The 25,704-nt window shown below is 40.4% G+C and carries 22 protein-coding genes and 1 other RNA gene; 4 read left to right on the plus strand and 19 right to left on the minus strand.

Annotated features, from left to right (window positions below):
- Both HMPREF2571_RS02245 and HMPREF2571_RS02250 read right to left on the minus strand, forming a co-directional pair.
- A complete protein-coding gene (locus HMPREF2571_RS02245; protein WP_002883682.1) occupies positions 1–504 on the minus strand; it encodes an HD domain-containing protein in 504 nt (167 codons plus the stop codon).
- A gap of 101 nt (positions 505–605) precedes the next feature.
- Entirely contained in the window at positions 606–1,343 is a 738-nt protein-coding gene (locus HMPREF2571_RS02250) for a TrmH family RNA methyltransferase (protein WP_013990024.1), read from the minus strand.
- 102 nt (positions 1,344–1,445) lie between these two features.
- On the opposite strand from HMPREF2571_RS02250, the gene HMPREF2571_RS02255 reads away from it, so the two are divergent.
- The gene (locus HMPREF2571_RS02255) at positions 1,446–1,724 is read left to right on the plus strand and encodes an acylphosphatase (RefSeq protein ID WP_013990023.1); all 279 of its coding nucleotides are present in this window, start codon (positions 1,446–1,448) and stop codon (positions 1,722–1,724) included.
- Positions 1,725–1,810: 86 nt separating this feature from the next.
- Entirely contained in the window at positions 1,811–2,728 is a 918-nt protein-coding gene (gene yidC / locus HMPREF2571_RS02260) for a membrane protein insertase YidC (RefSeq protein ID WP_002883649.1), read from the plus strand.
- Between the two features lie 167 nt (positions 2,729–2,895).
- On the opposite strand, the gene greA is transcribed toward yidC, so the two are convergent.
- From greA to HMPREF2571_RS02315, 11 genes are all read right to left on the minus strand, one after another.
- Entirely contained in the window at positions 2,896–3,378 is a 483-nt protein-coding gene (gene greA, locus HMPREF2571_RS02265) for a transcription elongation factor GreA (RefSeq protein ID WP_002883697.1), read from the minus strand.
- Positions 3,379–3,462: 84 nt separating this feature from the next.
- A complete protein-coding gene (gene mltG / locus HMPREF2571_RS02270) occupies positions 3,463–5,439 on the minus strand; it encodes an endolytic transglycosylase MltG (RefSeq protein ID WP_070847109.1) in 1,977 nt (658 codons plus the stop codon).
- Between the two features lie 96 nt (positions 5,440–5,535).
- The gene (locus tag HMPREF2571_RS02275) at positions 5,536–6,030 is read right to left on the minus strand and encodes a GNAT family N-acetyltransferase (RefSeq protein ID WP_013990021.1); all 495 of its coding nucleotides are present in this window, start codon (positions 6,028–6,030) and stop codon (positions 5,536–5,538) included.
- 59 nt (positions 6,031–6,089) lie between these two features.
- On the minus strand, positions 6,090–7,418 hold the full coding sequence (gene murC, locus HMPREF2571_RS02280; RefSeq protein ID WP_002883664.1) for a UDP-N-acetylmuramate--L-alanine ligase: 1,329 nt from the start codon (positions 7,416–7,418) through the stop codon (positions 6,090–6,092).
- Between the two features lie 26 nt (positions 7,419–7,444).
- Complete coding sequence (locus HMPREF2571_RS02285; protein WP_013990020.1) at positions 7,445–8,161, minus strand: divisome accessory protein ZapJ; 717 nt, start codon at positions 8,159–8,161, stop codon at positions 7,445–7,447.
- A gap of 155 nt (positions 8,162–8,316) precedes the next feature.
- Positions 8,317–11,412 (minus strand): pilus expression-regulating Snf2 family helicase, encoded by a 3,096-nt coding sequence (locus HMPREF2571_RS02290; RefSeq protein WP_013990019.1) that lies wholly within the window; start codon positions 11,410–11,412, stop codon positions 8,317–8,319.
- Between the two features lie 108 nt (positions 11,413–11,520).
- On the minus strand, positions 11,521–13,515 hold the full coding sequence (locus tag HMPREF2571_RS02295; RefSeq protein WP_013990018.1) for a cell division site-positioning protein MapZ family protein: 1,995 nt from the start codon (positions 13,513–13,515) through the stop codon (positions 11,521–11,523).
- 2 nt (positions 13,516–13,517) lie between these two features.
- Positions 13,518–14,684: a THUMP domain-containing class I SAM-dependent RNA methyltransferase gene (locus HMPREF2571_RS02300; RefSeq protein ID WP_041817330.1), complete on the minus strand. Its 1,167-nt coding sequence runs from the start codon at positions 14,682–14,684 to the stop codon at positions 13,518–13,520.
- Between the two features lie 148 nt (positions 14,685–14,832).
- Positions 14,833–15,199, minus strand: an RNA gene (gene rnpB / locus HMPREF2571_RS02305) — RNase P RNA component class B.
- Between the two features lie 14 nt (positions 15,200–15,213).
- Positions 15,214–15,546: a cell division regulator GpsB gene (gene gpsB / locus HMPREF2571_RS02310; RefSeq protein WP_002886509.1), complete on the minus strand. Its 333-nt coding sequence runs from the start codon at positions 15,544–15,546 to the stop codon at positions 15,214–15,216.
- A 108-nt stretch (positions 15,547–15,654) separates the two neighbouring features.
- Complete coding sequence (locus tag HMPREF2571_RS02315) at positions 15,655–16,170, minus strand: SLOG family protein (RefSeq protein ID WP_002886507.1); 516 nt, start codon at positions 16,168–16,170, stop codon at positions 15,655–15,657.
- 76 nt (positions 16,171–16,246) lie between these two features.
- On the opposite strand from HMPREF2571_RS02315, the gene recU reads away from it, so the two are divergent.
- Both recU and pbp1a read left to right on the plus strand, forming a co-directional pair.
- Complete coding sequence (gene recU, locus HMPREF2571_RS02320) at positions 16,247–16,843, plus strand: Holliday junction resolvase RecU (protein WP_070847111.1); 597 nt, start codon at positions 16,247–16,249, stop codon at positions 16,841–16,843.
- Positions 16,843–19,134 carry a penicillin-binding protein PBP1A gene (gene pbp1a / locus HMPREF2571_RS02325; protein ID WP_014633626.1) on the plus strand — a complete coding sequence of 764 codons (2,292 nt, stop codon included), beginning with the start codon at positions 16,843–16,845 and terminating at the stop codon, positions 19,132–19,134. Before recU ends, pbp1a begins: the two co-directional genes overlap by 1 nt.
- 106 nt (positions 19,135–19,240) lie before the next feature.
- Here the strand turns inward: pbp1a and pepC are convergent, their stop codons facing one another.
- The 6 genes from pepC to HMPREF2571_RS02355 form a co-directional block, all read right to left on the minus strand.
- A complete protein-coding gene (pepC, locus tag HMPREF2571_RS02330; protein ID WP_070847112.1) occupies positions 19,241–20,578 on the minus strand; it encodes an aminopeptidase C in 1,338 nt (445 codons plus the stop codon).
- Between the two features lie 101 nt (positions 20,579–20,679).
- The gene (locus tag HMPREF2571_RS02335) at positions 20,680–21,123 is read right to left on the minus strand and encodes a DUF805 domain-containing protein (protein ID WP_002886497.1); all 444 of its coding nucleotides are present in this window, start codon (positions 21,121–21,123) and stop codon (positions 20,680–20,682) included.
- Between the two features lie 15 nt (positions 21,124–21,138).
- Positions 21,139–21,960, minus strand: a complete 822-nt coding sequence (gene nadE, locus HMPREF2571_RS02340; RefSeq protein WP_002886496.1) for an ammonia-dependent NAD(+) synthetase — start codon at positions 21,958–21,960, stop codon at positions 21,139–21,141.
- A gap of 11 nt (positions 21,961–21,971) precedes the next feature.
- Positions 21,972–23,426, minus strand: coding sequence for a nicotinate phosphoribosyltransferase (locus HMPREF2571_RS02345; RefSeq protein WP_002886494.1), 1,455 nt, complete (start codon positions 23,424–23,426; stop codon positions 21,972–21,974).
- A gap of 184 nt (positions 23,427–23,610) precedes the next feature.
- Complete coding sequence (locus tag HMPREF2571_RS02350) at positions 23,611–24,912, minus strand: ABC transporter permease (protein WP_083320419.1); 1,302 nt, start codon at positions 24,910–24,912, stop codon at positions 23,611–23,613.
- Positions 24,881–25,564: an ABC transporter ATP-binding protein gene (locus HMPREF2571_RS02355; protein WP_002886489.1), complete on the minus strand. Its 684-nt coding sequence runs from the start codon at positions 25,562–25,564 to the stop codon at positions 24,881–24,883. The genes HMPREF2571_RS02350 and HMPREF2571_RS02355 overlap by 32 nt, the downstream gene beginning before the upstream one ends.
- Positions 25,565–25,704 lie beyond the last annotated feature (140 nt).

The raw sequence follows: 25,704 nt of genomic DNA on the forward strand, positions 1-25,704 counted from the left end.
TTATTGGTGGTGGCTTTGTAGGGTCTTACGACGGAAAAACTTACGATTTTTAATTCGGTTTCGTAAGGGTGTCGCCGCTTCTTTAACCGCCCAATACTTATCCACCATAGTAACAATATAAGATTCCTTATACTTCGGCGGTGCAATCGTTGCTCCCCACATATGCTTGAGGATAATATCCTCTTCTTTTTTATTTAGATTAACAAGCTTTCTAGCATTACGAACAGCAATACGTGGGTGTACCCAAGCATGACTCTTATTAAATTTAGTCACTCGCCAATCATAATAGAAAAAGTCATGTAAGAGACCGCCTCGAGCAGTACTCTTGGCATCCCAGCCAAATTTTTTAGCAATCTTATAGCTGGTGTAACTAACATTAACCGAGTGTTCTAAACGTGTCGAATGATGGTGTTGTACAATCCCATCCAATTTTTGAAAACGTGGGTGTGAAATCAAATGTCCCACAACTTCCATGAATTCTTTATCATCTTCTGGTCGTTTCATAATAATACCTCATTAATGTTTCTAATGCTTCTTCATTATACCACTAGTGCTTAAAATTACTTTAAAAGTCAGTTGTTTTCTCCTAAAATCATCCTTGAGACCTAGAGACTAAACATGAGAATTCCTGCTGCCACAGCAACATTCAGACTCTCCGCCTGACCTGGCATGCTAATATGTACAAGTTGATCAGCAGACTCAGCCATTTCCTGACTAATTCCTTGACCTTCATTTCCCATCACTAAGGCAAAATTACCATCTGTCTTAACTGCTTTATAGTCAACCGAGACATCTGAGAGAGTCGTTGCCAAGACGGGTACCCCTTGCTTTCTGCAAGCCTCAACCATGTCAAGAATAGGTCCACGATAGATTGGAAGATGGAAATGACTTCCCTGCATAGAACGCAAGGTCTTCTGATTATAAATATCAGCTGATCTGTCTGACAAAAAAACTCCATCGTAACCTGCGGCATCCGCTGTGCGAATCATTGTTCCTACATTGCCAGGATCCTGAACATCCTCCAAGAGAAGGTACTTACCTGAGAGAGACTCTGGCAAGGCTTGAGATTGTTTAGCAACTTCTGCCACAATCCCTTGGGGGGTCTGAGTTTCACAGAGCTCCTTGAGCACCCCTGGACTAACCAACTTCACCTTAGCCATATTAGCCACACGATCAGCCATTTCCTCAAGCACGAAAACTTGAAGAATCTCAGCACCACTTGCCTTTGCTTCCTCAAAAAGATGCCATCCTTCTAAAAGATAACTAGTTTTACGGTGCTTGCGCTGCAATAATTTTCTAGCAGACTTAATGCTAGCATTTTGCTTTGATTGAATGATTTCCATACACTCATTATAGCAGAAATTCCTTGATAAATCTTGGACTTGACCGACTTTATAGCAAGGATTATACTAAAAGAAAGAGCTTTCAAAAGGAGGTCGTGGATCATGCAAAAAGTACGATTATTAGTCTCAGGAAGAGTCCAAGGTGTTGGTTTTCGTTATTCAACCTATGCTCTAGCACTAGATATTGGAGATATATACGGTCGGGTTTGGAATAATGACGACGGAACTGTTGAAATCCTAGCTCAGTCAGACAATCCTGCTAAGTTAGCTAAATTTATTCAAGAAGTTCGAAAAGGACCTTCAAAATGGTCTAAAGTAACCTATGTCGATGTGACCATGGCAAACTTCTCAAATTACAGCGATTTTCGGATGGCTAATTAAGAGGAAGCCACCGTTTTTAGCTTGTTCTCTTTCTTAAAAAAAGGTAAAATAGACAAGTATAACTAAAAAACAAAAGGAATGATATTGTGAATAAAAATCAAAAACGTCTAGCCCTGATGGGGCTTGCTGCCAGCATGCTTTTCTTCCTATCAGGATGTGTGAGCCTTGATAAGTCTGGTAATCCTACTGGTTGGGTCTGGAACCTCCTTGGTCGCCCTATGAGCCACGTCATCACCTACTTCGCTGATAATCTTGGTCTCGGCTTTGGTCTTGGTATTATCTTTGTTACCATCATTGTTCGTTTGATTATCTTGCCACTTGGTCTTCACCAATCTCGTAGCGCAGCCTACCAATCAGCAAAACGTGAGTACCTTGCGCCTATCTTGGAACCAATCAACGAACGTTTGCGTAACGCCGAAACTCAAGAGGAAAAAATGGCTGCCCAGTCTGAACTCATGCAAGCTCAGCGTGAAAACGGTCTAAGCTTGATGGGTGGTGTCGGCTGTCTTCCTCTATTGATTCAGTTCCCATTCTTCTCAGCACTCTACTACGCAGCACGTTACACTCCTGGTGTACTCCAAGATAACTTCCTCTGGTTTAACCTTGGTCACCGTGACTTCCCATTGATTATCATCATCGCAGCTCTTTACTACTTCCAATCTTGGTTGTCTATTCAACAAGTTCCTGAAGAGCAACGTAAACAAATGGCAGCGACGATGTACAGTATGCCAATCATGATGATTTTCTTTGGTATTAGCTCACCTGCAGCCGTAATCCTCTACTGGTTCGTTGGTGGTATCTTCTCTATTATCCAACAGTTGATTACCAACTACATCATCAAACCTCGCTTGAAAGAAAAAGTTGCTGAAGAGTTCAAAAAGAACCCTCCAAAAGCACCTCGTACTACACCAATCAAGCGTAAAGATGTAACACCAAAAAATACTCAAGCAATTGCAAGTAAACCAAAGAAAAACCGTAATGCCGGTAAGCAAAATCGTAAATAAGCTACAAAGCACTCTTGGCAAATGCCAAGAGTGCTTTTCTTATAGATTAATTCAGACCAGCCTAACTCCTAATAGCGCCGGTAAGCAAAAAGGGAGTGAGACAGAACAACTGTTTTGTCTCACTCCCACTAGTTTCAAATATTGGACACCTTAATGCCAACAGTCACTTAGGCTGTTTTTTCTACACTAAGGATTTCTACAGAGTAGCTACCTGCTGGTGATTCGATAGCGACTTTGTCGCCAACTTTCTTACCAATCAAGGCTTGAGCAATTGGGCTTTCATTTGAAATTTTACCTGAGAAGATATCAGCACCGGCTGCACCAACGATATGATAAGTATCTTTGTCGTTTGTACCAACTTCTTGAACAACAACTGTTTTACCAATTGCAACCTCGTCATTAGCAACAGCATCACTATCAACGATTTCTGCATAACGAATTTTTGTTTCAAGAATCTGAATTTGTCCTTCAACAAAGGCTTGCTCGTCTTTGGCTGCTTCATACTCAGAGTTTTCTGAAAGGTCACCATAAGAACGTGCAATCTTAATACGTTCTACAACTTCTGGACGACGGACGAGTTTGTACTCCTCCAATTCCGCTTCAAGTTGTTCTTTCTCTGCTTGTGTCATTACATATGTTTTTTCTGCCATTTTTTTCTCTTTTCTATTTTTTGAGCCGTTGGCTGTATCGTTAGAATCACTATTCGTTTGCTTGATTTTAATGAGCCAATTAGACTATTTATCTTTTAGTTTGCTGTTAATGTAAGTTTCAACGTTATGCTGATGCTCTTCATAGCTTTCAGCAAAATAGACATTACCAGTGGTTACATCTGCCACAAAGTACATGTACTTGGTAGATGATGGATTGATAACCGCTTCAATCGCAGACAGACTAGGACTGTCCACAGGACCTGGCATCAACCCCTTATGAACATAATCATTATAAGGGGAGTCAATGTTTGTGTCAATAGTTGCATCTTCTTTCAAGGTCGTTTCCTGACCAAGTTTTCCAAGAGCATAAAGAACTGCGATATTACTTTGTAGAGCCATGTCTGAGTTTAGACGATTATAGAAGACGCTAGCAATGTTTTTACGGTCGTCATCTGTAGCTCCTTCTTTTTCAACAAGAGAAGCTAGGGTCAAAATCTCATTAATATTATGTCCACTAGATGAAATCGTCGCATAGTAAGGTGATAGGTAGGCATCCATCGTTGACAACATTTCCTCTGCCAAAGACTCCACCGTCGTATCATCATGAATGTTATAAGTCGCTGGGAACAGATAACCCTCTAGGACATACTTAGCATCCGTAGAATTTGGAAGGTTTGCCAACAAGGTTGGGTACTTCGCTTTCATCTTTGTAATGAAAGCATCATCCTTCATCAATTTCAAGAAATCTTTCGCCTTAAGTCCAGTTGATGATTTTTTGCCTTTTTTAGCTGAAGAATTAACTTCAACTGCCTTGGCAATTTGATCAATGGTATATCCTTCTTTGACTAAGACCGTACCAAGAGATGGCTCCTGAGGTTTATCACTTCCTTTTTTCTGAAGTGCCTCAATAATTTCATCCATGGTCATGCTAGCCTGAAGGTTGTAGTAACCACTTTTCAGATTTGAGATGTTTTTAAACTTGGTATAGTAATTAAAGACCTTACCAGACTTAATAACACCAGCTGATTCCAAGAGTTGGCCGATATAACTGCTACCTGAATTTTCAGGAATTTCAACACTAACAAACTTAGTTGAATTAACATCTTTTGCGCCAACAGCATCACTAACATAGCGATAACCAAAGAATGTAGCTACTGACAAGATAAGTAGCAAGAAGATGATAATGTTTCTTGCAATTTTACCAGCACGACGGTTATTTTTATTGCGTTTGTGATTTCGGTTAGAACGTGAAATCGGCTCTTCGTCGACAATGTCAGCCTGTTTACCATCTTTTGGCGAAGACTTTTTCTTCTTCACTTTCTTGCCTTTCTTTTTCTTAGGTTTTCCAGAGGGTTCTAGAGAAATACTCTCATCATCCTCATTACCATCAGCTACTAGCTCTGATTGAACCTTTTCTTGCGACGCTTGGTCACTTGTTGCATGATGTTCCTGCAAGAATGCTTCTTTTTGACGTTCTGAGGTCAATTTGGCCTCCAATTCTTTAGGGTCTGTATAAATAGCTTCGTTAGACTTAGCTTCAATGAGCTCCTTGGCAACATCTGCAGGAATATACTCCTCTTCAGATGCTTCGTTAAGGCTAGTTTCCCAAACTGGACGTTTAAAACGACGTTTCGACGTTTCAGTCTCCTGAGGAATATTTACCTTTGTCTCCTCCTCAATTGGCTCTTTAGGAATAGACGCTAGGTTTGAATGAGCATCAGATACTAAAGACTCCTCTTGAGAATCTGAAAACAAGCCAAGACTATCTTGTTGAGAATCTTGGGCTGTCTCAGAAGTCATAGATTTAGCAAAGGCACTGTGTGAAACAGAATGTGAACTAAAATCTTGGTTACTTACTTTATTAGACGCTGAATCACTACGAGTTGTAGCGCTCTCAGCTGACGTTGAAAGTGGTGTCTCGGGCATAGTTGCACTTTTATTATGCTCCTCCTCACGAAGAGAACGGAGCCGTGTCGCTTCTTGTAAGTCTCGGAGAATCTGATCTTTGAAGCTTAGGCTATCTTCAGAAGCTTCCGAGTGTTCATTAAACTTGTCCGTCAAGGCATACCTCCTCTATAGTAACAAACGCCATTATATCTTAAAAAGTCAGTTAATGCAAATCAATTGGTCCTTTGTCACAGTAACGTAACACTGAAATCAATGGGTTTCTGGGTTCTCCCAGACCATATTATACCAAGAGCTTCCACCATGCTTTGATTCTGATTCTCCCTCATCAGTAAAACCATTCATCTCATAGTAGGCAATCAAGTAATCATGACAAGTCAAGCTAATACCTTGGCGTTTTTGAGCAATAGCCAGATCTTTAAGCGCTGCAATCAAGGCTGTTCCAATACCTTGCCCTTTAAAATCTTTGGAGATAGACAAACTAGTAACTGCAATAAAACCTCCTTGACTAGCATTAGGAGCCACCTTATGGAACAGGTCATCTGTGAGATAACGTTCCGCAATCACAGGTCCTTCGATGTAACCAACTACAACGCCATCAATTTCAGCAATTAGAAAGGTATCACAAATCGTCTCTAAACGCTCTGCAATAGCCTCTGGAGTTGCAGCCTCTTCAGGCGAAAAATTTTCTTGTTCGATACGAACAACATCAGCCCAATCATCCTTTCGGGCATGTCGAATAAGCATATCAAATTCCTTTCTATTAAGAGAAAGAGCTGAGCGAAATCGCTACAGCCCTTAATATATTACATGTGTGTTTGCAAGCTTGCTAGGAGCTCTTCAAACGAGCGTTCGTAAAGTTGGATATCTCCAGCTCCCATAAAGACATAGACAGCATTGTCATGGTCAAGGAGAGGTGAGACATTTTCAACTGTAACCACTTTGGCAGGTTTATTGATCTTAGCAGCAAGATCTTCAACCTTAACATCACCATGGTCAACCTCACGCGCTGAACCGTAAATTTGTGCCAAATAAACAGCATCTGCTTCGTTCAAAGCTTCAGCAAATTCATCAAGAAGGGCGATGGTACGTGTGAAGGTATGTGGTTGGAAAATAGCAACAATCTCTTTAGATGGGTACTTTTGACGTGCTGCATCAAGCGTTGCAATAATTTCAGTTGGATGGTGGGCAAAGTCATCGATGACAACAGTACCACTGATAATTTTCTCTGTGAAACGGCGTTTAACACCTGAGAAGGTTTTAAGGTGTTCCGCAACCAAGTCCATGTCAAAACCGGCTACATAGAGGTTCCCAATAACCGCAGTTGCATTCAAGATATTGTGACGACCATAGGCTGGCACATGGAATTCTCCAAGGATTTGTCCATCGTGTTTCACCTTGAAATTAGACCCTGTCGTTGTACGCACAATGTCTGTTGCCATAAAGTCATCATTTTCTTCAAAACCGTAGTAATAGATTGGCGCATTGGCTGTAATCTTACGAAGGTGTGGATCCTCACCGTAAACAAAGAGTCCTTTTTGCACTTGCTTAGCATAATCATCAAAGGCAGAGAACACATCATCGATACTTGTAAAGTAATCAGGATGGTCAAAGTCAATGTTAGTGATGATTGAGTATGCTGGGTGGTATGGCATGAAATGACGTTCATATTCATCAGACTCAAAGACAAAGTATTGTGCATTAGCAGAACCTCGTCCAGTTCCGTCACCGATAAGGTATGACGTGTCGGTGATATTTTTCATAACATGTGACAAGAGACCTGTTGTAGAAGTCTTACCATGTGCACCTGCCACACCAAAGCTAGTGAATTGATCCATGAAGTGACCCAAGAACTCGTGATAACGCTTAAAGCTGTAGCCATTTTTAATTGCATAAGCAACTTCAACGTTGTTATCTTCACGAAAGGCATTTCCAGCAATCAATTCAACATCTTCTGTGATGTTTTTTTCATCGAAAGGAAGGATAGGAATACCTGCTTGCTCAAGACCACGTTGAGTGAAGTAATATTTTTCCACATCTGAACCTTGAACCTTGTGTCCCATTTGGTGGAGCATCAAAGCCAAAGCTGACATACCAGATCCTTTAATTCCAATAAAATGATAAGTTTTTGACATAGTTTCTCCTTACAATCGCACTGCGATTAGTTTGCGTCTTCTAAATGCGTCAAATTTAATTCTTGAGCAACTCGGTGTTCACGGTAAGTTTGACGTTCTGGGTAATTATAAACCTGGCTACGTTTCAAGAAGTCATAGCTATTTTTCTTGACGTTCTTACGAGATGGGTTACTAGGCTGTTGATAGGTTGGAGCCACTTCTGCCAAGATGTAAGAATCTTGTTGCAGACGATTTGCCAAGTGATGGATCTTTGAGTGCTTCCCATTAGGTGCTAAAGTTCGCTTGATAGCACTTACAGGAGCTCCCAAGATAGAGGCTGTCACTGGTCCTTTATCCGTTGTTACAGCAGCTGGCTCAACAGTAGCCTCAAAGCTTGGTTTAGCTTCTACCTTAGGCTTAGCAGTCAGTTGACGGCTATTAGTATGTTTGGTTTGTTGAACTTCTTGGCGGAGGAATTTTTGGCGTTTCTCACGTACATCACGCTTAGCCTTTTCACGGGCTTCCTCAGCATAAGTCATGCCAGCTTCTTGTGTCTCCACTCGTTTTGGAGCCTGCTTACGATTGCTAGGCTTAGCTGACAAGAAATCATAGTTCGGCAACAAATCATTGTAGTCCTTATCTTGGTAAGGGCCACGGATATTTGTGATTAAATCTTCATTTTCGTATAGGCGCATAGAGACCGGTTCTTGCAAGCAAGATTCCCCGTCTGGAATCAGCGGAAATTGTCGTCTTTGGCGATGCATAAAAGACTTCCTTTCATTTTCGAGATGATGCGTATCTTAATATAAACAATCGGGAATGGGAAGATACGTCTTGCAATATTCTATTATAGCCTAATTCAAAAGATTTGCCTAGTGGCATTTTCACCTCTTAGTATTCTAATATCAAATATAACAAATTAAGATATTGCAATACCAAGAATTTCTTTAATATCCTCAACGGTCATGCTGGCACGGCTTTCATTGCCATCCAAGACGGTTGTTACCAGGTTTTTCTTGCCTTCTTGAAGCTCAAGAATTTTCTCTTCAATAGTCCCTCTTGTAATCAAACGGTAAACTTCGACATTTTGTTCCTGACCTATACGGTGAGCACGACTAATAGCCTGCATTTCTACCGCTGGATTCCACCAAAGGTCAATCAGAATAACCGTATCAGCACCAGTTAGATTCAATCCCACTCCTCCTGCTTTCAGAGAAATCAAAAAGGCATCTCGACTTCCTTGATTGAAGGCTCTGGTCATCTCCTGACGACTATCAGATGGCGTTGACCCTGTTAGCTTGTATGAGGAAATTCCTAATTCTTGTAAGAGACCCTCTGTAATATCTAACATCCCACGAAATTGTGAAAAGATAAGGACACGATGGTCTGATTCCTTAATTTGGCTAAGCAACTCTCTAAGGCTGTCTAATTTTCCGCTATCTCCCGCATAGTCCATAAAGAGAGCTGGGGTATCACAGATTTGTCGTAAGCGGGTAATTCCTGACAAGATTTCCACCTTACGACGGTTGATTTCCTGATCACTTGCTGAAATTAAGCCTTGTTGCATCTGTTGTAATTGTGCTAAATAGATAGCCTTTTGAGCATCTGACAATTCACTTTGGTGAGTGATTTCAATCAAATCTGGTAAATCAGGAAGGACCTCTTCTTTTTTACGTCTTAGAATAAAGGGAGAAATATACCTAGCCACTTCCTTAGGTGTTAACTTAAGGAATGTTTTCTTAGCTGGTAAAAGCCCTGGTAGAATAATCTGAAAAATAGACCAAATCTCCAACAAATGATTTTCAATAGGCGTTCCAGATAGTGCTAAGCAATGTGGAACAGAAAAATCACGTAGATATTGGGCAATCTTTGTCTGTGTATTCTTCATGACCTGAGCCTCATCGAGAATGAGATAGTCATATTTACCAGCCTTGTAAGCATCAAAATCCTGACGGAAGGAGGCATAGCTTGTAATGATAATCTGGTGGTCTTCGGCAATGATGTCATCACGTTTTGGCTTGAGTCCATAAGAAACCGCTACATCTAACTGAGGGGCAAACTTTTTAAACTCATCCTGCCAATTGTAAATCAGGCTTGATGGTGACAAAACCAAAACTCGTTGTCCTTCTTCTAAATGTGCAGAGAGGTAGGCAATAGTTTGCAAGGTTTTCCCCAACCCCATATCGTCGGCCAAGATACCGCCAAAACCATAGTGATGCAACATCGATAGCCACTGAACACCTTTTTCCTGGTAGGGACGAAGGCCAGCTTCTACCTTATAGGTTGGCAAATCAAAGGTCTCTGGCTTACTCAAATGTTGCGTTAAGAGTTGGAAATCTTTTGAAAAACGAACAGAATCACTTTCTGAAAGAGCATCCATCAATTGATAGGCAGTTAATTGATTGAGTTCTAGGTGACCTTTTCCTGAATAACGAGCTCTCAAAGTTTTGAGACTCTCACTAATACGATGCGTCGCTTCGTCAAAAACAATCAACTGACCACTACGATTGATAAAATAGGGCGAGCTTTCCATCAAGGCTGCTAAAGCATGATCCACATCTTCGTCGTCAAGACTTGAAAAATCAAAGGAAATATCTAATAAATTTCCCTGACGCTCTACCTGAACCTGTGGACTCTGTTCAACCCGTAAGTCACGTAACGCCTGTCCAATCAGAACCGTTCCTGCATTTTCAAAATCTGATAGAGTATTTGTAAAGAAATCATAGAGCTCTTGACTGCTACTTAATCGTTTAGATGACTGAAAATCAGGGGTGAATCCATGCTTAGACATCAAACGAAAAACAGCCTGCTCATGACGATAGTTACTAGTAAATCCTAAATGACTTAACTCTTGGCGATCATGTACCAAGAAACCATCAAAATCAAATGCTAATGTAAGAATAATCTCACTATCACTTTTCAGATCAAAGCGAAATCTCGGTGTGAAATCCTTGATATTAAAAGCTTTTGGTGCCTTAACCGGCCCCATAGTCCTAAAATCAAAAAGACTAGCAGCCAAGATGGCTTGTTCATCGAGATTAAAGCTGACGTGCTTATTCAAATCACTTCCGATTGGAAGAGAGCGTAAGCCAACCAAAAGTTTTTGTTGTTTTCGATTCAGACGATAAAAAACACCTTGATAAAAGAGAATACGATTATTAAAAAAGGCCTGACTATTCTTCTCAGCGACAGTCAATTCAATCATCTTGGGCTCGACACAAATATCAAACGAGAAGAGATGAGCATCAGCAGTCAAATCCTCGACCAAAAGTTGGCGATATTCGGTTCCTTCCCATTCAAACCTAAAGCCATCCAAATCTTGCATCCGTCTCAAACCTTCCTCAAAAAAACCGTAAGGGAGACAAAGGTGACGTGCATTATTCGGTAAAATAAAATCTAAATTAGTCTTGGCTTCATCTGGAATCATCCGTCCTAGGAAGTCTAAAAATTCTTGTGAAGCCTGGTCAAATTGAATAAGTGATAGGGGTTCATAGTAGTTCTTACCTATCTGATAATAACCCTCAGCCTCTACAAGTTTGAGAAAGGCAGGAATATCTCGAATAACATAAGAACGTTCATCTGGTAAGCGACGTAAACGTATACTCCACCAAATCTCTGAACCAAAAGTAGATTCCTCTCCCTCTACCGTCAAGCTATATCTAACGGTATCATCTTCATTCAGGGAAAGGCCTTCTAAAAATAAACCACCAAAAGAGTGACCTCGCTCTTGGCCTTGAGAGGACTCTTGTTCCTCTTCCAGTTCTGCCAAGAGACGCTGGCCTTCTTTATCATTTTTTAGATAATACTCAACCGCTGCCAAATGGGGACAATAGCCTTTTTGAGCGAAATAATCACAGTCACACGTGATTTCAGAATCATTGAGTGCATAAATTAAATGATGTTGGTCAACTGTTGTATCCAACTGAGTTTCTGAGACCTGATGAATGGTAATGAGATCCTTTTCAAAAAGTTCAATACCCTCATTACGGACTCTACCCGGCATCAATTTTGCCATAGTATTCACCCCTATCTTATCCCTCTATTATAGCACAAAATCCTTATAAACTAGGCCTTCACCAAGATAAAACAAAAAACACTCCCTAGGGAGTGTCGCAGATTATTATTAATAATCAAGTTTATCTGAGTGACCTGAACCATTACCAACATAGTAACCTGTCTTACAGTTGATACTGAAGAGGTAAGTTCCATCTGGAAGGTACAAGTTGTAGTAACCATTACCATTGATAATGTTAACTGGCTCAAGGATGAAGTTATCTCCTGAGAAGTAACCACGTGAGTGTGATTCATTGATGATCTTATCAAGAACACCGTCAGCCCAAGTCCAAGCTGGGTTACTTGTATCTGCTACTACGTTTGCATTATAAGGCACACGTGAGCGGTCACGTTGAAGGATTGATGGGTTATAATTTGTGATTCCGCGTGTTACAACTGTTGAAGCTGCAGCTGAGCCACCAGTAGTTCCTCCAGTCGCACCAGTTGAACCAGCTGCACCTGAATTAGCTGATCCATTTTGCGCTCCAGAAGTATTTGATGCAGCCGCACCACCACCAGTAGAAGCTGCTCCAGACGTGTTATCACCTGAAGGTGCAGCAGGACTAGCAGTATTGGCACTATCAGCAGCTGTCGCTGCAGATGTTGCGCTCGCAGCCTTAGCTTTTTCTTCAAGCTGAGTCTTACCACCCTTAATAGCTTCTTGGATAGTGCTATCAAGACTCGCATTCCCAGTTGTTGTTACGCTTTCTGGAAGATTATTAAAGTTAGCATCTGATTTAACAGCGATAGAGGCATTATAGCTACCATCTACAAGAGCATCTGACTCAAACTGACTGTTAATCTTTTGTACAGCTTCAATTTGTTTCTTCAAGTTATCATATTTTTTCTTAGCTGCATCATAATACTTGGTTTTCTCCAATTTCTTGAGCAGTTTTTCCAAATCTGATAGCTTACCAAATTGATCATTAGCGAGTTTTGTTTGCTCGTCATCTGTGAAGAAATTCTTATACATTTCTTCGAAGGCCTTATTATCAGCAGCTGCCGTGTCCTTGCTTGATGATGACGTCACTGCTGAAGAAGCTGTGCTTGTTGTTTTTGCCGATTGGCTATGTGTTCCCTTATAAAGAGCATAGCTACCACCAATAATAGCTAAAGCAAGAACTGCTAGAGCACCGATAACAACACCTTTACGGCGGTAAACTGGAATGTCACCATCAAAGGCACTCTTATGCGATGGCGAAATAGATTCTGAAGAGATTCTGTCTTCTGCAGATGGGTGATTAACTGCCATAGACACTTTTGGTGTTGTCTTTTCTTCATCAGCTTTTACTCCAGTTACCCCTGCCACTGTTGATGCAATAGCCGCCAAATCGATAGTGTCTGAGATAGTAACATCATCCAACAAAGGGTTTGAAGCTTGTGGCTCAGTATCATCAATATTGGCGACAACAGGATTTTGTGGTTCTGGATCATCAATGTTAGCAATCAAAGGATTGTTATCATCAATATTATCGACCAATGCATCGTTATAGGCTGGATGATTAGTTAAAGTAGAGGAATCAGCAAGTGCATCACCAAGGTCAAATTTTTCTGTTTCTGACGTGATGAAACGATCAGCATTCGTTGACGTAATGATAACTTCAGAACTTTGACTTTCTGGTTCTGCAATAACCTCAGGTTCAACAGGAGCATTCGGCAACTGCTTGTCAATATGAGATTGAGTTTCATCAGCTTTGTTATCTGTAGCACCAAAACCAAATGTGACCGGTGTTACTTCTTCAGTAGCTGTTGTTGAGTTGATTGACTCATTAGCCATTGATTGGCTAATCAAACCTGAATCCGCAAACTCCTGACGTTGCTTTTGAATAAAAGCATCCAAAGGTGATGTATCGCCGTCAGCTTCAATTTTCTTTGAAAATTTTTGTGAGGCAACTTCTTCACGGTGTTGCTTGATATACTTATCCAAAATGCTATCTGTTTCTGTTACACCAGCATTAATCTCAGCTTCTTTGCGGACAGCCTCACCGACTGTCATTTCCTTGGCATCTTGGAAATCTAGCTCTTGGCTACCTTCATAGCCATTTTGTGTTTTATCTTCTGACACGTTTAATTTACCTTTCTAGCCTCAGAACGGCGAACACGTTCACCAAAATATTGATACAAATCAACACGGAGTGTACCGTTATAAAGCTTACGTTTTTTATCGGCTTTCATACCGTACTTGCTTTCAAATTGTTCATCGCTGGTCAAGATAAACTTGCTCCAAGTTTTAAGTGGCGCAAAAGTTTGACCCATTTCATTATACAAGATATCCACAGCCTTGTCATCCAACAAACGTTCACCATAAGGAGGGTTTGAAATAATGACACCATTGATTTTATCTGTTTTCAGGTCCTGTAAACGCATTTGTTTCAATTTAATAACATCTTCAAGACCTGCCTCACGAGCATTAGCTTTTGCAATCTCAACCATACGGCCATCAATATCACAACCCATAATGTCTAATTCAACATCATAGTTTGCCTTGCTATCTGCTTCATCACGTACCGACTGTACTAAATCTTTATCCACCCAATTCCATGCTTCAAAGGCAAAATCACGATTAAATCCTGGCGCAATGTTCATACCAATCATTGCAGCCTCAATACAGAAGGTCCCTGAACCACAAGTCGGGTCAATCAACGGTTTATCCGGATACCAGTTACTAAGTTCAAGGATAGCAGCCGCCATATTTTCCTTAATAGGTGCCCCACCTTTATCAGTACGATAGCCACGCTTAAAGAGACTAGCACCTGTGGTATCAATCAAAACCGTAGCCTTATCCTTTAAAATAGAAACTTCAACCTTAAATTCTGCTCCTGTTTCTTGAAGAGGCACTCCTTCTGGACGGTGGAAATACTTCTGCAATTTCTTAACAACAGCTTTTTTGGAAATCGCCTGAACAGATGGCTCATTATGAAGCTTTGATTTAACACATTTAGCTTTAGAAATTGGGAACTTTGCACCTAGCGGAAGATAATTTTCCCAGTCTAAGGCAAAAACTCCCTGAAAGAGTTCCTCAAAGGTACGTGCTGGAAATTCACCCACTACAATCTTGATACGGTCTGCTGCTCTCAACCAAAGGTTAGTTTCAGCTATTGCACGAACACCGCCTTGAAAACGCACCTTCCCATTTTCAACCTGAGTGTCATAACCTAACTCACGCAATTCACGTCCAACCACAGCTTCAAGACCTGCTGCAGCAGTTGCTACTAATGTAAATGTTTCTTTCATTGTCATCCTTTATCTCATTGTTACGAGTACAAACTTTCTTAACTGACGGTTTATTTTCCCACTCTTTTCTTTAGATATAATTGTAAAAGAGAGAATTCTTGCTAAAAGAAGGCTGAGACATGTGTCCCAGCCTCACCTATATGCAATTTTCTATAAGCCATGTTTTGTTCCAGAAGTGACTAGGTACCACTTCCTTCGATAATCATCTGTCTACTGCAAAGCAGTCAGGATGGTCCGTTCGTTTCCAGCCATCCCATGCCCCTACCAAAGTTTGGGTTGCTAGCTTGAGGGGTTTACCGCGTTCCACTTTTTAGGTTTCCCTAAAAACTCCGTCACTGTGGCACTTTCAGAGCTACTAAAACCTATCCGAAGACTTAGCCAGTTCACTCGCCGTAACTTGAAAACAAGTCCCTAGGCTTATTAATTCACCTAGCACAAACACTACTGGCATCACAGCCAGTGCTAGCATGGACTTTCCTCATGGAAGACTAGCAACCATGCGATTATCCAAAAATTGCACAAACCAGTTTTATTCGACGATTTGTTTTCCAAAGACCTCTTTTTCCAAACGACTGATACGTTTTAAGATATCATAGTTTGAAGCCGAAGTAACATTGGCATTCGCACGTGATGGCTCACTTGTCGCACTCGCGTATGCTGGGCGACTTGCAGGAGCTGATGAAGCTTTAGCCTTAAGTTTTGCATTTTCTTCTTGCAATTCCTTAACTAGAGCAATATAGACACCGTAATCTTTGATTACATCATCTAAAAACTCATCAACTTCTTTCTTATCGTATCCACGCATGCTTGTTTTAAATTCTTGTTCGTAGATTTTCTTGGGCGTTAAATTAATCTTAGCCATTTTTATTCTCCAATACTTGTCTTATCTAACTTACTAATACTTTACTGTCTAATGTTTTTATGATACAGAAAAAAAAATAAAAATGCAAGTTTAAAACTCAATTATATCCTATTCCGACATGACCTCATTGAGGTCATCAAAAGTCAGTCGAGATACGGGATAATCCCTTGCTTCTATCATCATACCGTAAAAATATTTCAGATTTGTTTCATTTTCAGGTTCATAAAATAAATAAGCCTGATCTGTATTGTCAATGAGAAACTGATTAAATTGTTTAAACTGTGCTGGAGATTGGTAAGCGGGAAAGCTATACTTGACAAAATCAACCTGCTTAAAGGCTGCTAGTTTCGTTTGATTCGCTTCATTCCAATTCTGACCATGAGTTTCAAAAGGGAAGAGTGTCGCTAACTTCAAAGGATAGTCTTGCTGAAGTTCTTTGGCCACCTCTAGTGCCCAAAATTCAAAACCGAGGTTGCCGGTAAAAATCATCCAATCCACACCATCATCCAAGAAACGCTTAAAATCACGTTTAATTGCTTTCTTGATAATGGTTACTTTAGGGTCCTTGTCTTTAAAAATACCGAGTTCAAAGCTCTTATAACCAGTTACCAGTAGTGATGTCATTTATTGTTTTCCTCGTTCATTTTATGGTATAATAAAATAGTCTTTATGCATATCTTATAAAGAAGAAGGGAAAGAAATGGTAAACTATCCCCATCAGATATCTCGTAAGATAGCACAAGTACGTCCTAAAAAATCAAATAGAGTTAACTTTGCCAATCGGGGGATGAGCTTTGAATCTGCTATTAACGCGACTAATGATTACTATTTGTCGCGTGGTTTAGCCGTTATTCATAAAAAACCCACTCCTGTTCAAATTGTCAAAGTCGATTATCCCAAACGCTCACGAGCAAAGATTGTGGAAGCTTACTTTAGACAAGCCTCTACTACCGACTACTCTGGTGTTTACAAAGGATACTACATTGATTTTGAAGCCAAAGAGACACGACAAAAGACATCCATGCCTATGAAAAACTTTCATGCGCATCAAATTGAGCACATGTCTCAGGTCATCAGTCAAGATGGGATCTGCTTCGTGCTACTTCACTTCTCGACGCTTAAGGAAACCTACCTTCTGCCTGCCAAAGACTTAATCGCTTTTTATCAAATTGATAAGGGGACGAAATCAATGCCTCTTGATTATATCAAAAAAAGAGGCTATGCAATTGCAGAAGCAGCTTATCCTCAAGTTCCTTATTTAGAAATCATTGAAAAATTATTAGGTGGTAACACATAATGGCTAAATTTAATTTCAACAACTTTAAAGAATCGCTGAGCGGTTTAACTAAACGTGCTAAAAACATCAAAGCCAAACGTTCAGATTCTTCTCGCTATAGCAAGGGAAAACGCTCAGCTACTTCAGACCAAAGCTTGGGCTGGCGTATTGCAAAATACGGATTTATTGGATTACTGACTTTCTTTGTAGTGTGTGTCATCTCTGGTGGTAGCCTCTTTGCCTACTATATTAGCAGTGTTCCTAAACTTACCGAGAACAAACTACAATCAACAAGCTCAAGTAAGATTTACGACGCCAATGGTAGCCTTATTGCTGACTTGGGAGCTGAGAAACGTGAGAGTGCATCCACAGATGAAATTCCAACAACTCTAGTTAATGCCATCACCTCTATTGAGGATAAACGTTTCTTCACACACCGTGGAATTGACGTCTACCGTATCATGGGAGCGGCTGTTAATAACCTTCGTCGTAGTAGTACCCAGGGGGGGTCTACACTCGACCAACAGTTGATTAAATTGGCCTACTTCTCAACAAACACTTCGGACCAAACCCTTAAACGTAAGTCACAAGAAATCTGGTTGTCTCTCCAAATGGAGCGTCAATTCACTAAACAAGAGATTTTGACCTTCTACGTTAACAAGGTTTATATGGGTAATGGTTACTATGGTATGAAGACTGCAGCTAAATCTTACTTCGGTAAAGACTTGAGCGACCTCTCTGTTGCCCAAGCAGCTCTTCTTGCCGGTATTCCACAAGCACCAACACAATATGACCCTTATGCTAATCCGGATGCTGCTAAAAAGCGTCGTAACACTGTTCTTAGTGAAATGTATGAAGACAAAAACATTTCTAAAGAAGAGTACGAACAAGCTAAAGAAACTGACATATCAGATGGTCTTCTTCCACTCACAAAGAAAGCTAGCTACGAACCATATCTAGATAACTACATCAAACAAGTTATCGAACAGGTATCTACTGATGCCAATGCTGATATTTACTCAGCAGGTCTCGACGTCTACACTAACCTTAATCCTGATATTCAAAAATACATTTGGAATGTCTATAATACTGATGACTATATCTACTATCCAAATGATAGCTTCCAGGTTGCCTCTACTATTATTGATGTTACTAATGGTCGTGTTGTTGCTCAGCTAGGATCACGCCATCAGGATGAGAACGTTGCCCTTGGTACCAACCAAGCAGTCCAAACTGACCGTGACTGGGGTTCTACAATGAAACCTATCACTGACTACGCTCCCGCTATTGAAAAAGGTGTTTATACAAACACTGGTACGACTGTTTACGATAATCCTTATAATTTCCCTGGCTCTTCAACCCCAGTTTACGACTGGGACCGTAAATATTACGGAAGTATATCATTGACCTATGCTATTCAACAATCACGTAACGTAACAGCTGTTAAAGCTCTTCAGGCGGTTGGTTTGGAATATGCACAGTCCTTCTTGAAAGATTTGGGTATTGAGTATCCAGAAATGTATTACTCAAATGCCATCTCATCTTCAACAACATCGTCAGATCCTAAGTACGGTGCATCAAGCGAGAAAATGGCTGCGGCCTATGCTGCCTTTGCAAATGGCGGTACTTACTATAAACCATCTTACATTAAATCAATCAAATTTGAAGACGGTTCAACAAAATCATTTGATTCTAAAGGTGTCGAGGCCATGTCGCCACAAACAGCTTACATGATGTCAAGCATGTTGAAACAAGTAATGACAGGTGGTACAGCGACTGAAGCTTATGTCCCTGGTACATTCAATGCTGGTAAGACTGGTACATCTAACTATGGTGACGATGAATACTACAAGGTACAAAAAGAAAGTGGCGTCTATGCTTATCTTATGGTTCCAGATGAAACTTTCGTTGGTTACAATACTAAGTATTCAATGGCGATTTGGACAGGTTACAAAAACCGTAAAACACCACTTCATGATTCAGACCTTGACATTGCTAAACAAATCTACGGTGTAACAAGTAGCTACCTTAACCAGATGTATGGTGCGGGTTCTGAAGATTTCGATATGCCTAGCGGTGTTTATAATAATGGTAGCTATGTCTTCCTTACTGGTTCTTCAACATCAAATGTTTACACAGGATCACTTGGAACATCTAGCTCATCATCAAGTTTAGACTCAAGCCAAAGCAGTGACTCATCAAGTTCACAAGATAGTCAACAGTACGGGCCTGATGCTTCAACAAATCCATCGACATCAGCTTCTAATGGCTCTGAACATTCAAATTCAAACACTGCTACAGCAGAAGAATAAGAACTAAAAAGGGTTATCCGAATGGATAACTCTTTTTTTACCGATAAATTTTAAAGAAACTACGAAAAACCACTGGAATCATTTCCCAGTAGTTTCATTTATTGTCTTATTTTGAAGCAAGGGCTCCCATTGGGTCCCAAGGAGCAAGTACTTGTGGCTCTGCTTCATAGGCTGCTAATTCTTCAGCTGTAAGGAAGTCTTTACGGACAACGATTTGATAAGTGTATTCATCCATCCAGGCATCAGAAGCGACAAAGTAACCTTTTTGTCCGACCTTGTCTCCCCAAGAGTTTTCAACCTTCCATTTAACAGGTTTGCCATCAGCATCCAAATCAACCCCAGTCAATACCATGGCATGAGTCATGAGAGATTCACTGTAGTCCAAACGTCCTGCCTTATCTTGAGTCAAGTTAATATCCATACTAGCTGTAAAGTCATAAACATTAGTTGCAAGAATACCTTTTTGACGGTCTGAAACTTGACCAACATCTGAACCAAACCAAACAGTTTCTCCAGACTTCATCTGTGCAATAGCAAGCTCTTTGAAACGGTCCATTGGGAGGTTGATATAACGAACACTTGGTGCACCTACAACATTACCTAACATCTCAACAGTATAAGATTTTCCGTAAGGTTTATCAGTTGTTGGAGCGTTGATAACTGACACATAGTCGCTGAGTTTGAGACCCACATATTTTTCAAAGAATGCTTGTGGTGTGATATTTTTCTCAGATTGATAGTTGTCATCCTTATCTCGGTAGGCAAAATCAAACTGACGTGGTGGTAAACCAAGAGTCATAGCAAGATAATTGAAAATTTCTTGAAGAAGCTCTTCCTTCTTAGCTTGAACAGTAGCCTGATCAGCACCACCTGCAATTAGGTCACGTAAGATTTGAGCATCTTGACGAAGGAGCTTATTGAGATATTGGTTAAGCTCACGACTATTGCTTGAAGCTACAGATTCTGGATAAACCGATTTTGGTACAACACCATATTTTTCAAAAAGTGATACGACCATATCCCATTGTCCACCATCTTGTTGAGGGGTATCCAAAAGGAATTTAACCTTACGACTGCCAATCTCTTGACCTGCTGTAGCAATAATTTGTTCCAAGAACCAGTTTGATTTTTCATACTTGTCCCAGAAGAAAGTGTGCGCTTGAGAAAGTTCGAAACTTTCCAATTTAAAGTCTGAGATTAATTTATGACGGAAAGTATTTAGTGCCGCAAACATCCAGCAACGTCCTGAAGCTTTCTGGTTAGACACCTCATCTTTAGTCAAATCGATTGAGAAAACATGGTCGTTTTCAACTTCTGATTGACGTGTTTCGATGGATTTGAGCAAGCCATTATGAGTTACAGCATTCTCAATAGCACTGTATTTGGCATTGGCCTCATATTCTGCAAATAGTTTATCTGTGAAATCTGTTGATAGTGAAGTCATAAGATTCCTCCTTTTAAGCCTTATTCCTCTCTATTTTATCACTAATTTCTGAAAATTCAATTTAAAAATAACCCTAGGTTAAACCTAGGGTTATGACAATCTTATTCCACTTTATCAAATTGCGTTTCAGGTGCTGGTTTCGTTGGCTGACACGACATGATAAGGAGGACAATGCTTCCAATCAATGTGAATAAAGCTAAGAATGGTATAAGCCCTATATAACTTAGAAGTACCCAAGCCGGATGAAATCCTGCATCTCTTAAACGACGGATTTGTAGAGACAATTGAGGGATAAGTTCAATTAAGCTAAAAAGCATTAGTGGCCAAGCATAGGAGAAAATTATTTTTTGTAGTTCAGTCTGATTATTCAACAGAGCTGGGTCACTAAGATCAACATTACTGAAGAAAGGAATAAGAACACAAAAAACAGTAAGAATAGTAATAATAATGACATTAACTAAATAAGCCCACCAGAAGTCTGGACGAGTCGAACGGCCGCTAAAGTCAAAGGCACGCTTCCAAAAATCAATATAAGCTTTGATCATAACTCATTTCTCCTCTTATTTCCAAAAATCATCAAAAATGGTGATTGGCAAGTGACGTTTGTGTTGACCTTTACGCCACCAAGACTCAATCGTTTCCTGGGCTTTGGCTGAGACTTCTTTGCCTTCAAGGTAGTCATCAATTTCACGATAGGTCACGCCAAGTGCCACTTCATCAGCGATTCCTGGTTTATCCTCTTCCAAGTCAGCTGTTGGCACTTTTTCATATAGGGCCTTATCCGCACCAAGTTCTGCAAGAAGGGCTGCACCTTGACGCTTGTTTAGACGAAAGAGCGGCAAAATATCCGCACCACCGTCACCAAATTTTGTGAAAAAGCCCGTAAGGTTTTCAGCGGCGTGGTCTGTCCCAATAACTGCCCCACTATTTTCACCCGCGACCGCGTATTGGGTAATCATACGTTGACGGGCCTTGATATTTCCCTTGTTGAAGTCAGAAACGGTGACACCTGCTTTGGCAAGTTCAGCAACCTGACCATCTACAGCTTCTTTGATATTAACCGCAAGACTCACATCTGGCTTGATAAAAGCAAGAGCACGTTGGGCATCATCTTCATCTGCTTGGACACCATACGGTAAACGAATGGCAATAAACTGATAGTCTTTTCCTGTCTCTGCACGGAGCTCTTCAATCGCAAGTTGTGCCAGACGACCAGCCAATGTAGAATCTTGACCTCCTGAGATTCCCAAAACATATGTTTTAAGGAATGGATGTTTGAGCATGTAGGCCTTCAAAAAATCAACGGATTTTCGAATTTCTTCCTTTGGATCAATGCTAGGTTTAACACCTAGTTGAGCAATAATAGTTTCTTGCAAAGTCATAATTTCTCCCTTTACTCTGACAAGTCATGGGCTTTCTTACGGACATTATCAATCAAGGTCATCTTGTTATCCCAGACATCTTTAGCCAAGTCAACTGGATAATCTTGAGGGTTAAGCACGCGCTTGTACTCATTCCAAAGTTCGTCCAATTCCTTAGTCGCATAAGCCTTGATTTCATCAAGACTTGGTAAGTCATAGATTAGTTGCCCTTTGTCGTAGATTGGAACCAAGAGTGGCACTGCATCAAAATCACGAACCGTCTTATTGATGTAAGTATATGTTGGGTGGAACATATTAATTTCATCTAAAGCATTAACATCCGTATCTGCGAAAGTGATATAGTCACCTTCTGATTTGCCCTTAGCACGACTCGTAATACGCCAAACTTGCTTCTTACCTGGTGTCGAAACCTTCTCAGCATTATTGGACAACTTGATAGTATCATGCATGACTCCCTTATCATCTTCCATTGAGACAATCTTGTAAACAGCACCCAAGGCTGGTTGGTCATAGGCAGTGATGAGCTTAGTACCTACTCCCCAAACATCAATCTTAGCCTTCTGCATCTTCAAGTTAAGGATAGTATTTTCATCAAGGTCGTTTGAAGCGTAAATCTTAGCATCAGGGAAACCAGCTGCATCCAATTGCTTACGAACCTGCTTCGATAGATAAGCCAAGTCACCTGAATCAAGACGAACACCCAAGAAATTAATCTTATCACCTAGCTCTTTAGCGACACGGATAGCATTAGGAACACCAATCTTAAGGGTGTCATAGGTATCTACAAGGAATACACAGTCCTTATGAGTAGATGCATAGGCTTTAAAGGCGTCATAATCGTTGCCATAGGCTTGAACAAGGGCATGGGCATGAGTACCAGAAACTGGGATTCCAAAAATCTTGCCGGCACGTACATTTGACGTTGCATCAGCACCACCAATCACGGCTGCACGTGTTCCCCAGATTGCTGCATCCATCTCTTGTGCACGACGTGTCCCAAATTCCAACAGAGGAGCATCCTCAATGACAGAACGAATACGGGCTGCCTTGGTAGCAATAAGAATCTGGTAATTGAGGATATTTAGCAAGGCAGTCTCTACAAGCTGACACTGGGCCAAGGGACCTTCCACTTGGAAAATCGGTTCATTAGCAAATACCAAATCACCCTCAAGAGCTGAATTGATAGTCAACTCGAGTTTTAGGTTGGCTAGATAGTCCAGAAAATCCTCAGGATAACCTAAATCTTTTAGATAAGCAATATCAGTTTCTGAGAAGGTCAGATTTTCAAGATAGTTGACAATACGCTCCAGACCTGCGAACACAGCAAAGCCATTTTTAAACGGAAGTTGACGGAAATAAACTTCGAAAACGGCCTTTTTATTGTGAATACCTTGGTTAAAGTAAACTTGCATCATATTGATTTGATACAAGTCAGTGTGCAAGGTTAAACTGTCATCTTTATACATGGAATTCCTCCAATCGAATAGGTACTTCTTTTTTTGTTATTAATAGCCTGTATATACTGACTATTATAGCATTTTTGAGCAATTGTCTCCACTTTTCAGAAAGTTAATTATTGTTTGGATTTTCCGATTTTTCTAATGCTTGTTTTGACAAAAAAGAGTAGCCTGAGGAGACTACTCTTTATTTCTATTCATATCTTAGGGACTCGACAGGGTCCATTTTACTGATTTTACGGGCTGGAAGGTAGGCTGACAGATAGCCCATCAAGAGTGAGAAACCAAACATGATGAGAATTGATGTCAGATTTAGGTCAAACACCTTGCTGACACTTGGGTAGAGATGTGAAACAATCATGTTAGCCAAGCTTCCAATGCCCTGCGATACAAGGAGGGCAAGAGCTAGTGAGATACCCGTAATCCAGAGGGCCTCATAAACAAAGATAGCTTTCACATCACGATTAAGATAACCGACAGCCTTCATAACACCAATCTCTTTTGAGCGTTGCATGATGTTAATATAGATGATAATTCCAATCATGACAGCTGAAACTAGGATAGCTTGTGACGAAAGGATAATCAAGAGGGCCTGAATCACACGAATGAATTTAATAATAACATCTAGGATGGCCTGCTGTGAAAGAACTAGATACTTCTTGTTTTTCTGCAATTTTTTAGTGACTTCCTTGGTCTTGGCTGGATCTTTGAGCTCCAAAAGCATGTAAGAGACTGTTTTGGTAAAGCCATTTTCTTTGAGTAATTCTTCCAATTGTTTAGCTGGCAGATAGCTATTGCTCTCTTCAGCATCCTCGCTGTCATCAACAATACGGACAATCTTAGTCTTGATATCAGCTACTTTAGTTCCCTCAGCAGTATTTTCAACAATCTGAGCCGAAATCTCTTTACCGATAAAGTCTTTAGCCTTGAGCTCCTTCCCTGTTTCTTGGTTGTAGCGTTTGACAAAACTCATCGGAAGGGTTAAGCCCTTTTCATCTTCAGATTTAAAAGGCTTCCCAGCTGAAATTTTATCCTTATCATTGCGAGATGTAGAGATTTTTGTGTTCTTGTAGAGACTAATAACCTGAGAATAGTTAGGAAGGTCCTTGCTGAAGTCCATGGTCTTGCCATCAAGGGTAAGACTTGCCATGTTCATTCCAAAGGGACTCTCCAAATACTTAATGTCATCACTCTTAATCTGGCTACGAATAAACTTCTCGTCATCCGCATTTAGAACCCCTCTGGCTGCTGATTTAGCACTAAGACTGATCTGAATCTGGGATGGAATATTGCCACCATCGGTACTGTCATTAATCATACCAACAATAGCATTTCCCAAACCAAAGGAAATCAAGACACCGATAAAACCAATGGAAGTTGCCGTCGCAATCAAAAGATTACGCCACTTACGTTCCATAAAGTTGTTCAATGACAATTTGAGTTTATTCTTGAGGGTCAACCCCTTATTTTTCGATTGTTTCAACGACTTCACCATCCTTCATTTTAATGACAACATCCGCATAATCCGCCACTTCAGGGTTATGGGTTACAATAATCACAGTTTTACCTGCCTCAGCTAGCTCTTTAAAAATTTCGAGAACATTTTCCTGAGACTGAGAATCAAGAGAACCTGTCGGTTCATCAGCCACAATCATTTCTGGATTATTGACTAGGGCACGGGCAATGGCCACACGTTGTTTTTGCCCACCAGAAAGCTGCTTAACATTTTTCTTGATAAAGTCTCCGATTCCAAGACGGCTGAGCTCCCTTTCCGCAATATCGACCATCTCTTTATCAGTCATATTTTTAACGTAAAGAGGCATCTTGACATTTTCAAGGACTGATTGATGAGGGATAAGATTGAAATTTTGAAAGACAAAGCCAATATGAGCCTTTCTAAAATAGGTCAAATCACGCTCTGAAAAATCTCGCATGTTTTGATTTTTGAAATAAAGATTTCCTTGATACTGACTATCCAAGCCACTAATAATACTAAGCAGACTGGTCTTACCACAGCCAGATGGACCGTAGATAGCAGTGATCTTTCCTGATGCAATCTCAAGTGTAACATCGTTCAAAGCGCGCTCTTGGTTCGTACCGTCGAGATTATAGTACTTTGAGATGTGGTCGATGGTTAAAATGGACATGATTTCCTCCGTAAATTTGATTTAGATTAGAATTTGATTAGTTTATATCTGATTATCTGCAAGAAAATTTCAAGCAAAATATCAGAAACACTTAACCAATCGCCTTCTAAAACGATACATTAATTATAAACATTAAATGA

This window comes from Streptococcus sp. HMSC068F04 (assembly GCF_001837455.1).
Classification (GTDB): domain Bacteria; phylum Bacillota; class Bacilli; order Lactobacillales; family Streptococcaceae; genus Streptococcus; species Streptococcus salivarius_D.

Bases quoted from the DNA above. Each gene is read 5' to 3' on its own strand.
- HMPREF2571_RS02335 (WP_002886497.1), bottom strand. From the start codon at position 21,123: ATGATCAAAGCTTATATTGATTTTTGGAAGCGTGCCTTTGACTTTAGC.
- HMPREF2571_RS02285 (WP_013990020.1), bottom strand. From the start codon at position 8,161: ATGCATCGCCAAAGACGACAATTTCCGCTGATTCCAGACGGGGAATCT.
- gpsB (WP_002886509.1), bottom strand. From the start codon at position 15,546: ATGGCTAAGATTAATTTAACGCCCAAGAAAATCTACGAACAAGAATTT.
- HMPREF2571_RS02255 (WP_013990023.1), top strand. From the start codon at position 1,446: ATGCAAAAAGTACGATTATTAGTCTCAGGAAGAGTCCAAGGTGTTGGT.
- HMPREF2571_RS02245 (WP_002883682.1), bottom strand. From the start codon at position 504: ATGAAACGACCAGAAGATGATAAAGAATTCATGGAAGTTGTGGGACAT.
- greA (WP_002883697.1), bottom strand. From the start codon at position 3,378: ATGGCAGAAAAAACATATGTAATGACACAAGCAGAGAAAGAACAACTT.
- HMPREF2571_RS02275 (WP_013990021.1), bottom strand. From the start codon at position 6,030: ATGCTTATTCGACATGCCCGAAAGGATGATTGGGCTGATGTTGTTCGT.
- HMPREF2571_RS02290 (WP_013990019.1), bottom strand. From the start codon at position 11,412: ATGGCAAAATTGATGCCGGGTAGAGTCCGTAATGAGGGTATTGAACTT.
- HMPREF2571_RS02355 (WP_002886489.1), bottom strand. From the start codon at position 25,564: ATGTCCATTTTAACCATCGACCACATCTCAAAGTACTATAATCTCGAC.
- HMPREF2571_RS02300 (WP_041817330.1), bottom strand. From the start codon at position 14,684: ATGAAAGAAACATTTACATTAGTAGCAACTGCTGCAGCAGGTCTTGAA.
- HMPREF2571_RS02350 (WP_083320419.1), bottom strand. From the start codon at position 24,912: ATGGTGAAGTCGTTGAAACAATCGAAAAATAAGGGGTTGACCCTCAAG.
- HMPREF2571_RS02315 (WP_002886507.1), bottom strand. From the start codon at position 16,170: ATGACATCACTACTGGTAACTGGTTATAAGAGCTTTGAACTCGGTATT.
- HMPREF2571_RS02345 (WP_002886494.1), bottom strand. From the start codon at position 23,426: ATGTATAAAGATGACAGTTTAACCTTGCACACTGACTTGTATCAAATC.
- murC (WP_002883664.1), bottom strand. From the start codon at position 7,418: ATGTCAAAAACTTATCATTTTATTGGAATTAAAGGATCTGGTATGTCA.
- pbp1a (WP_014633626.1), top strand. From the start codon at position 16,843: ATGGCTAAATTTAATTTCAACAACTTTAAAGAATCGCTGAGCGGTTTA.
- pepC (WP_070847112.1), bottom strand. From the start codon at position 20,578: ATGACTTCACTATCAACAGATTTCACAGATAAACTATTTGCAGAATAT.
- HMPREF2571_RS02250 (WP_013990024.1), bottom strand. From the start codon at position 1,343: ATGGAAATCATTCAATCAAAGCAAAATGCTAGCATTAAGTCTGCTAGA.
- nadE (WP_002886496.1), bottom strand. From the start codon at position 21,960: ATGACTTTGCAAGAAACTATTATTGCTCAACTAGGTGTTAAACCTAGC.
- recU (WP_070847111.1), top strand. From the start codon at position 16,247: ATGGTAAACTATCCCCATCAGATATCTCGTAAGATAGCACAAGTACGT.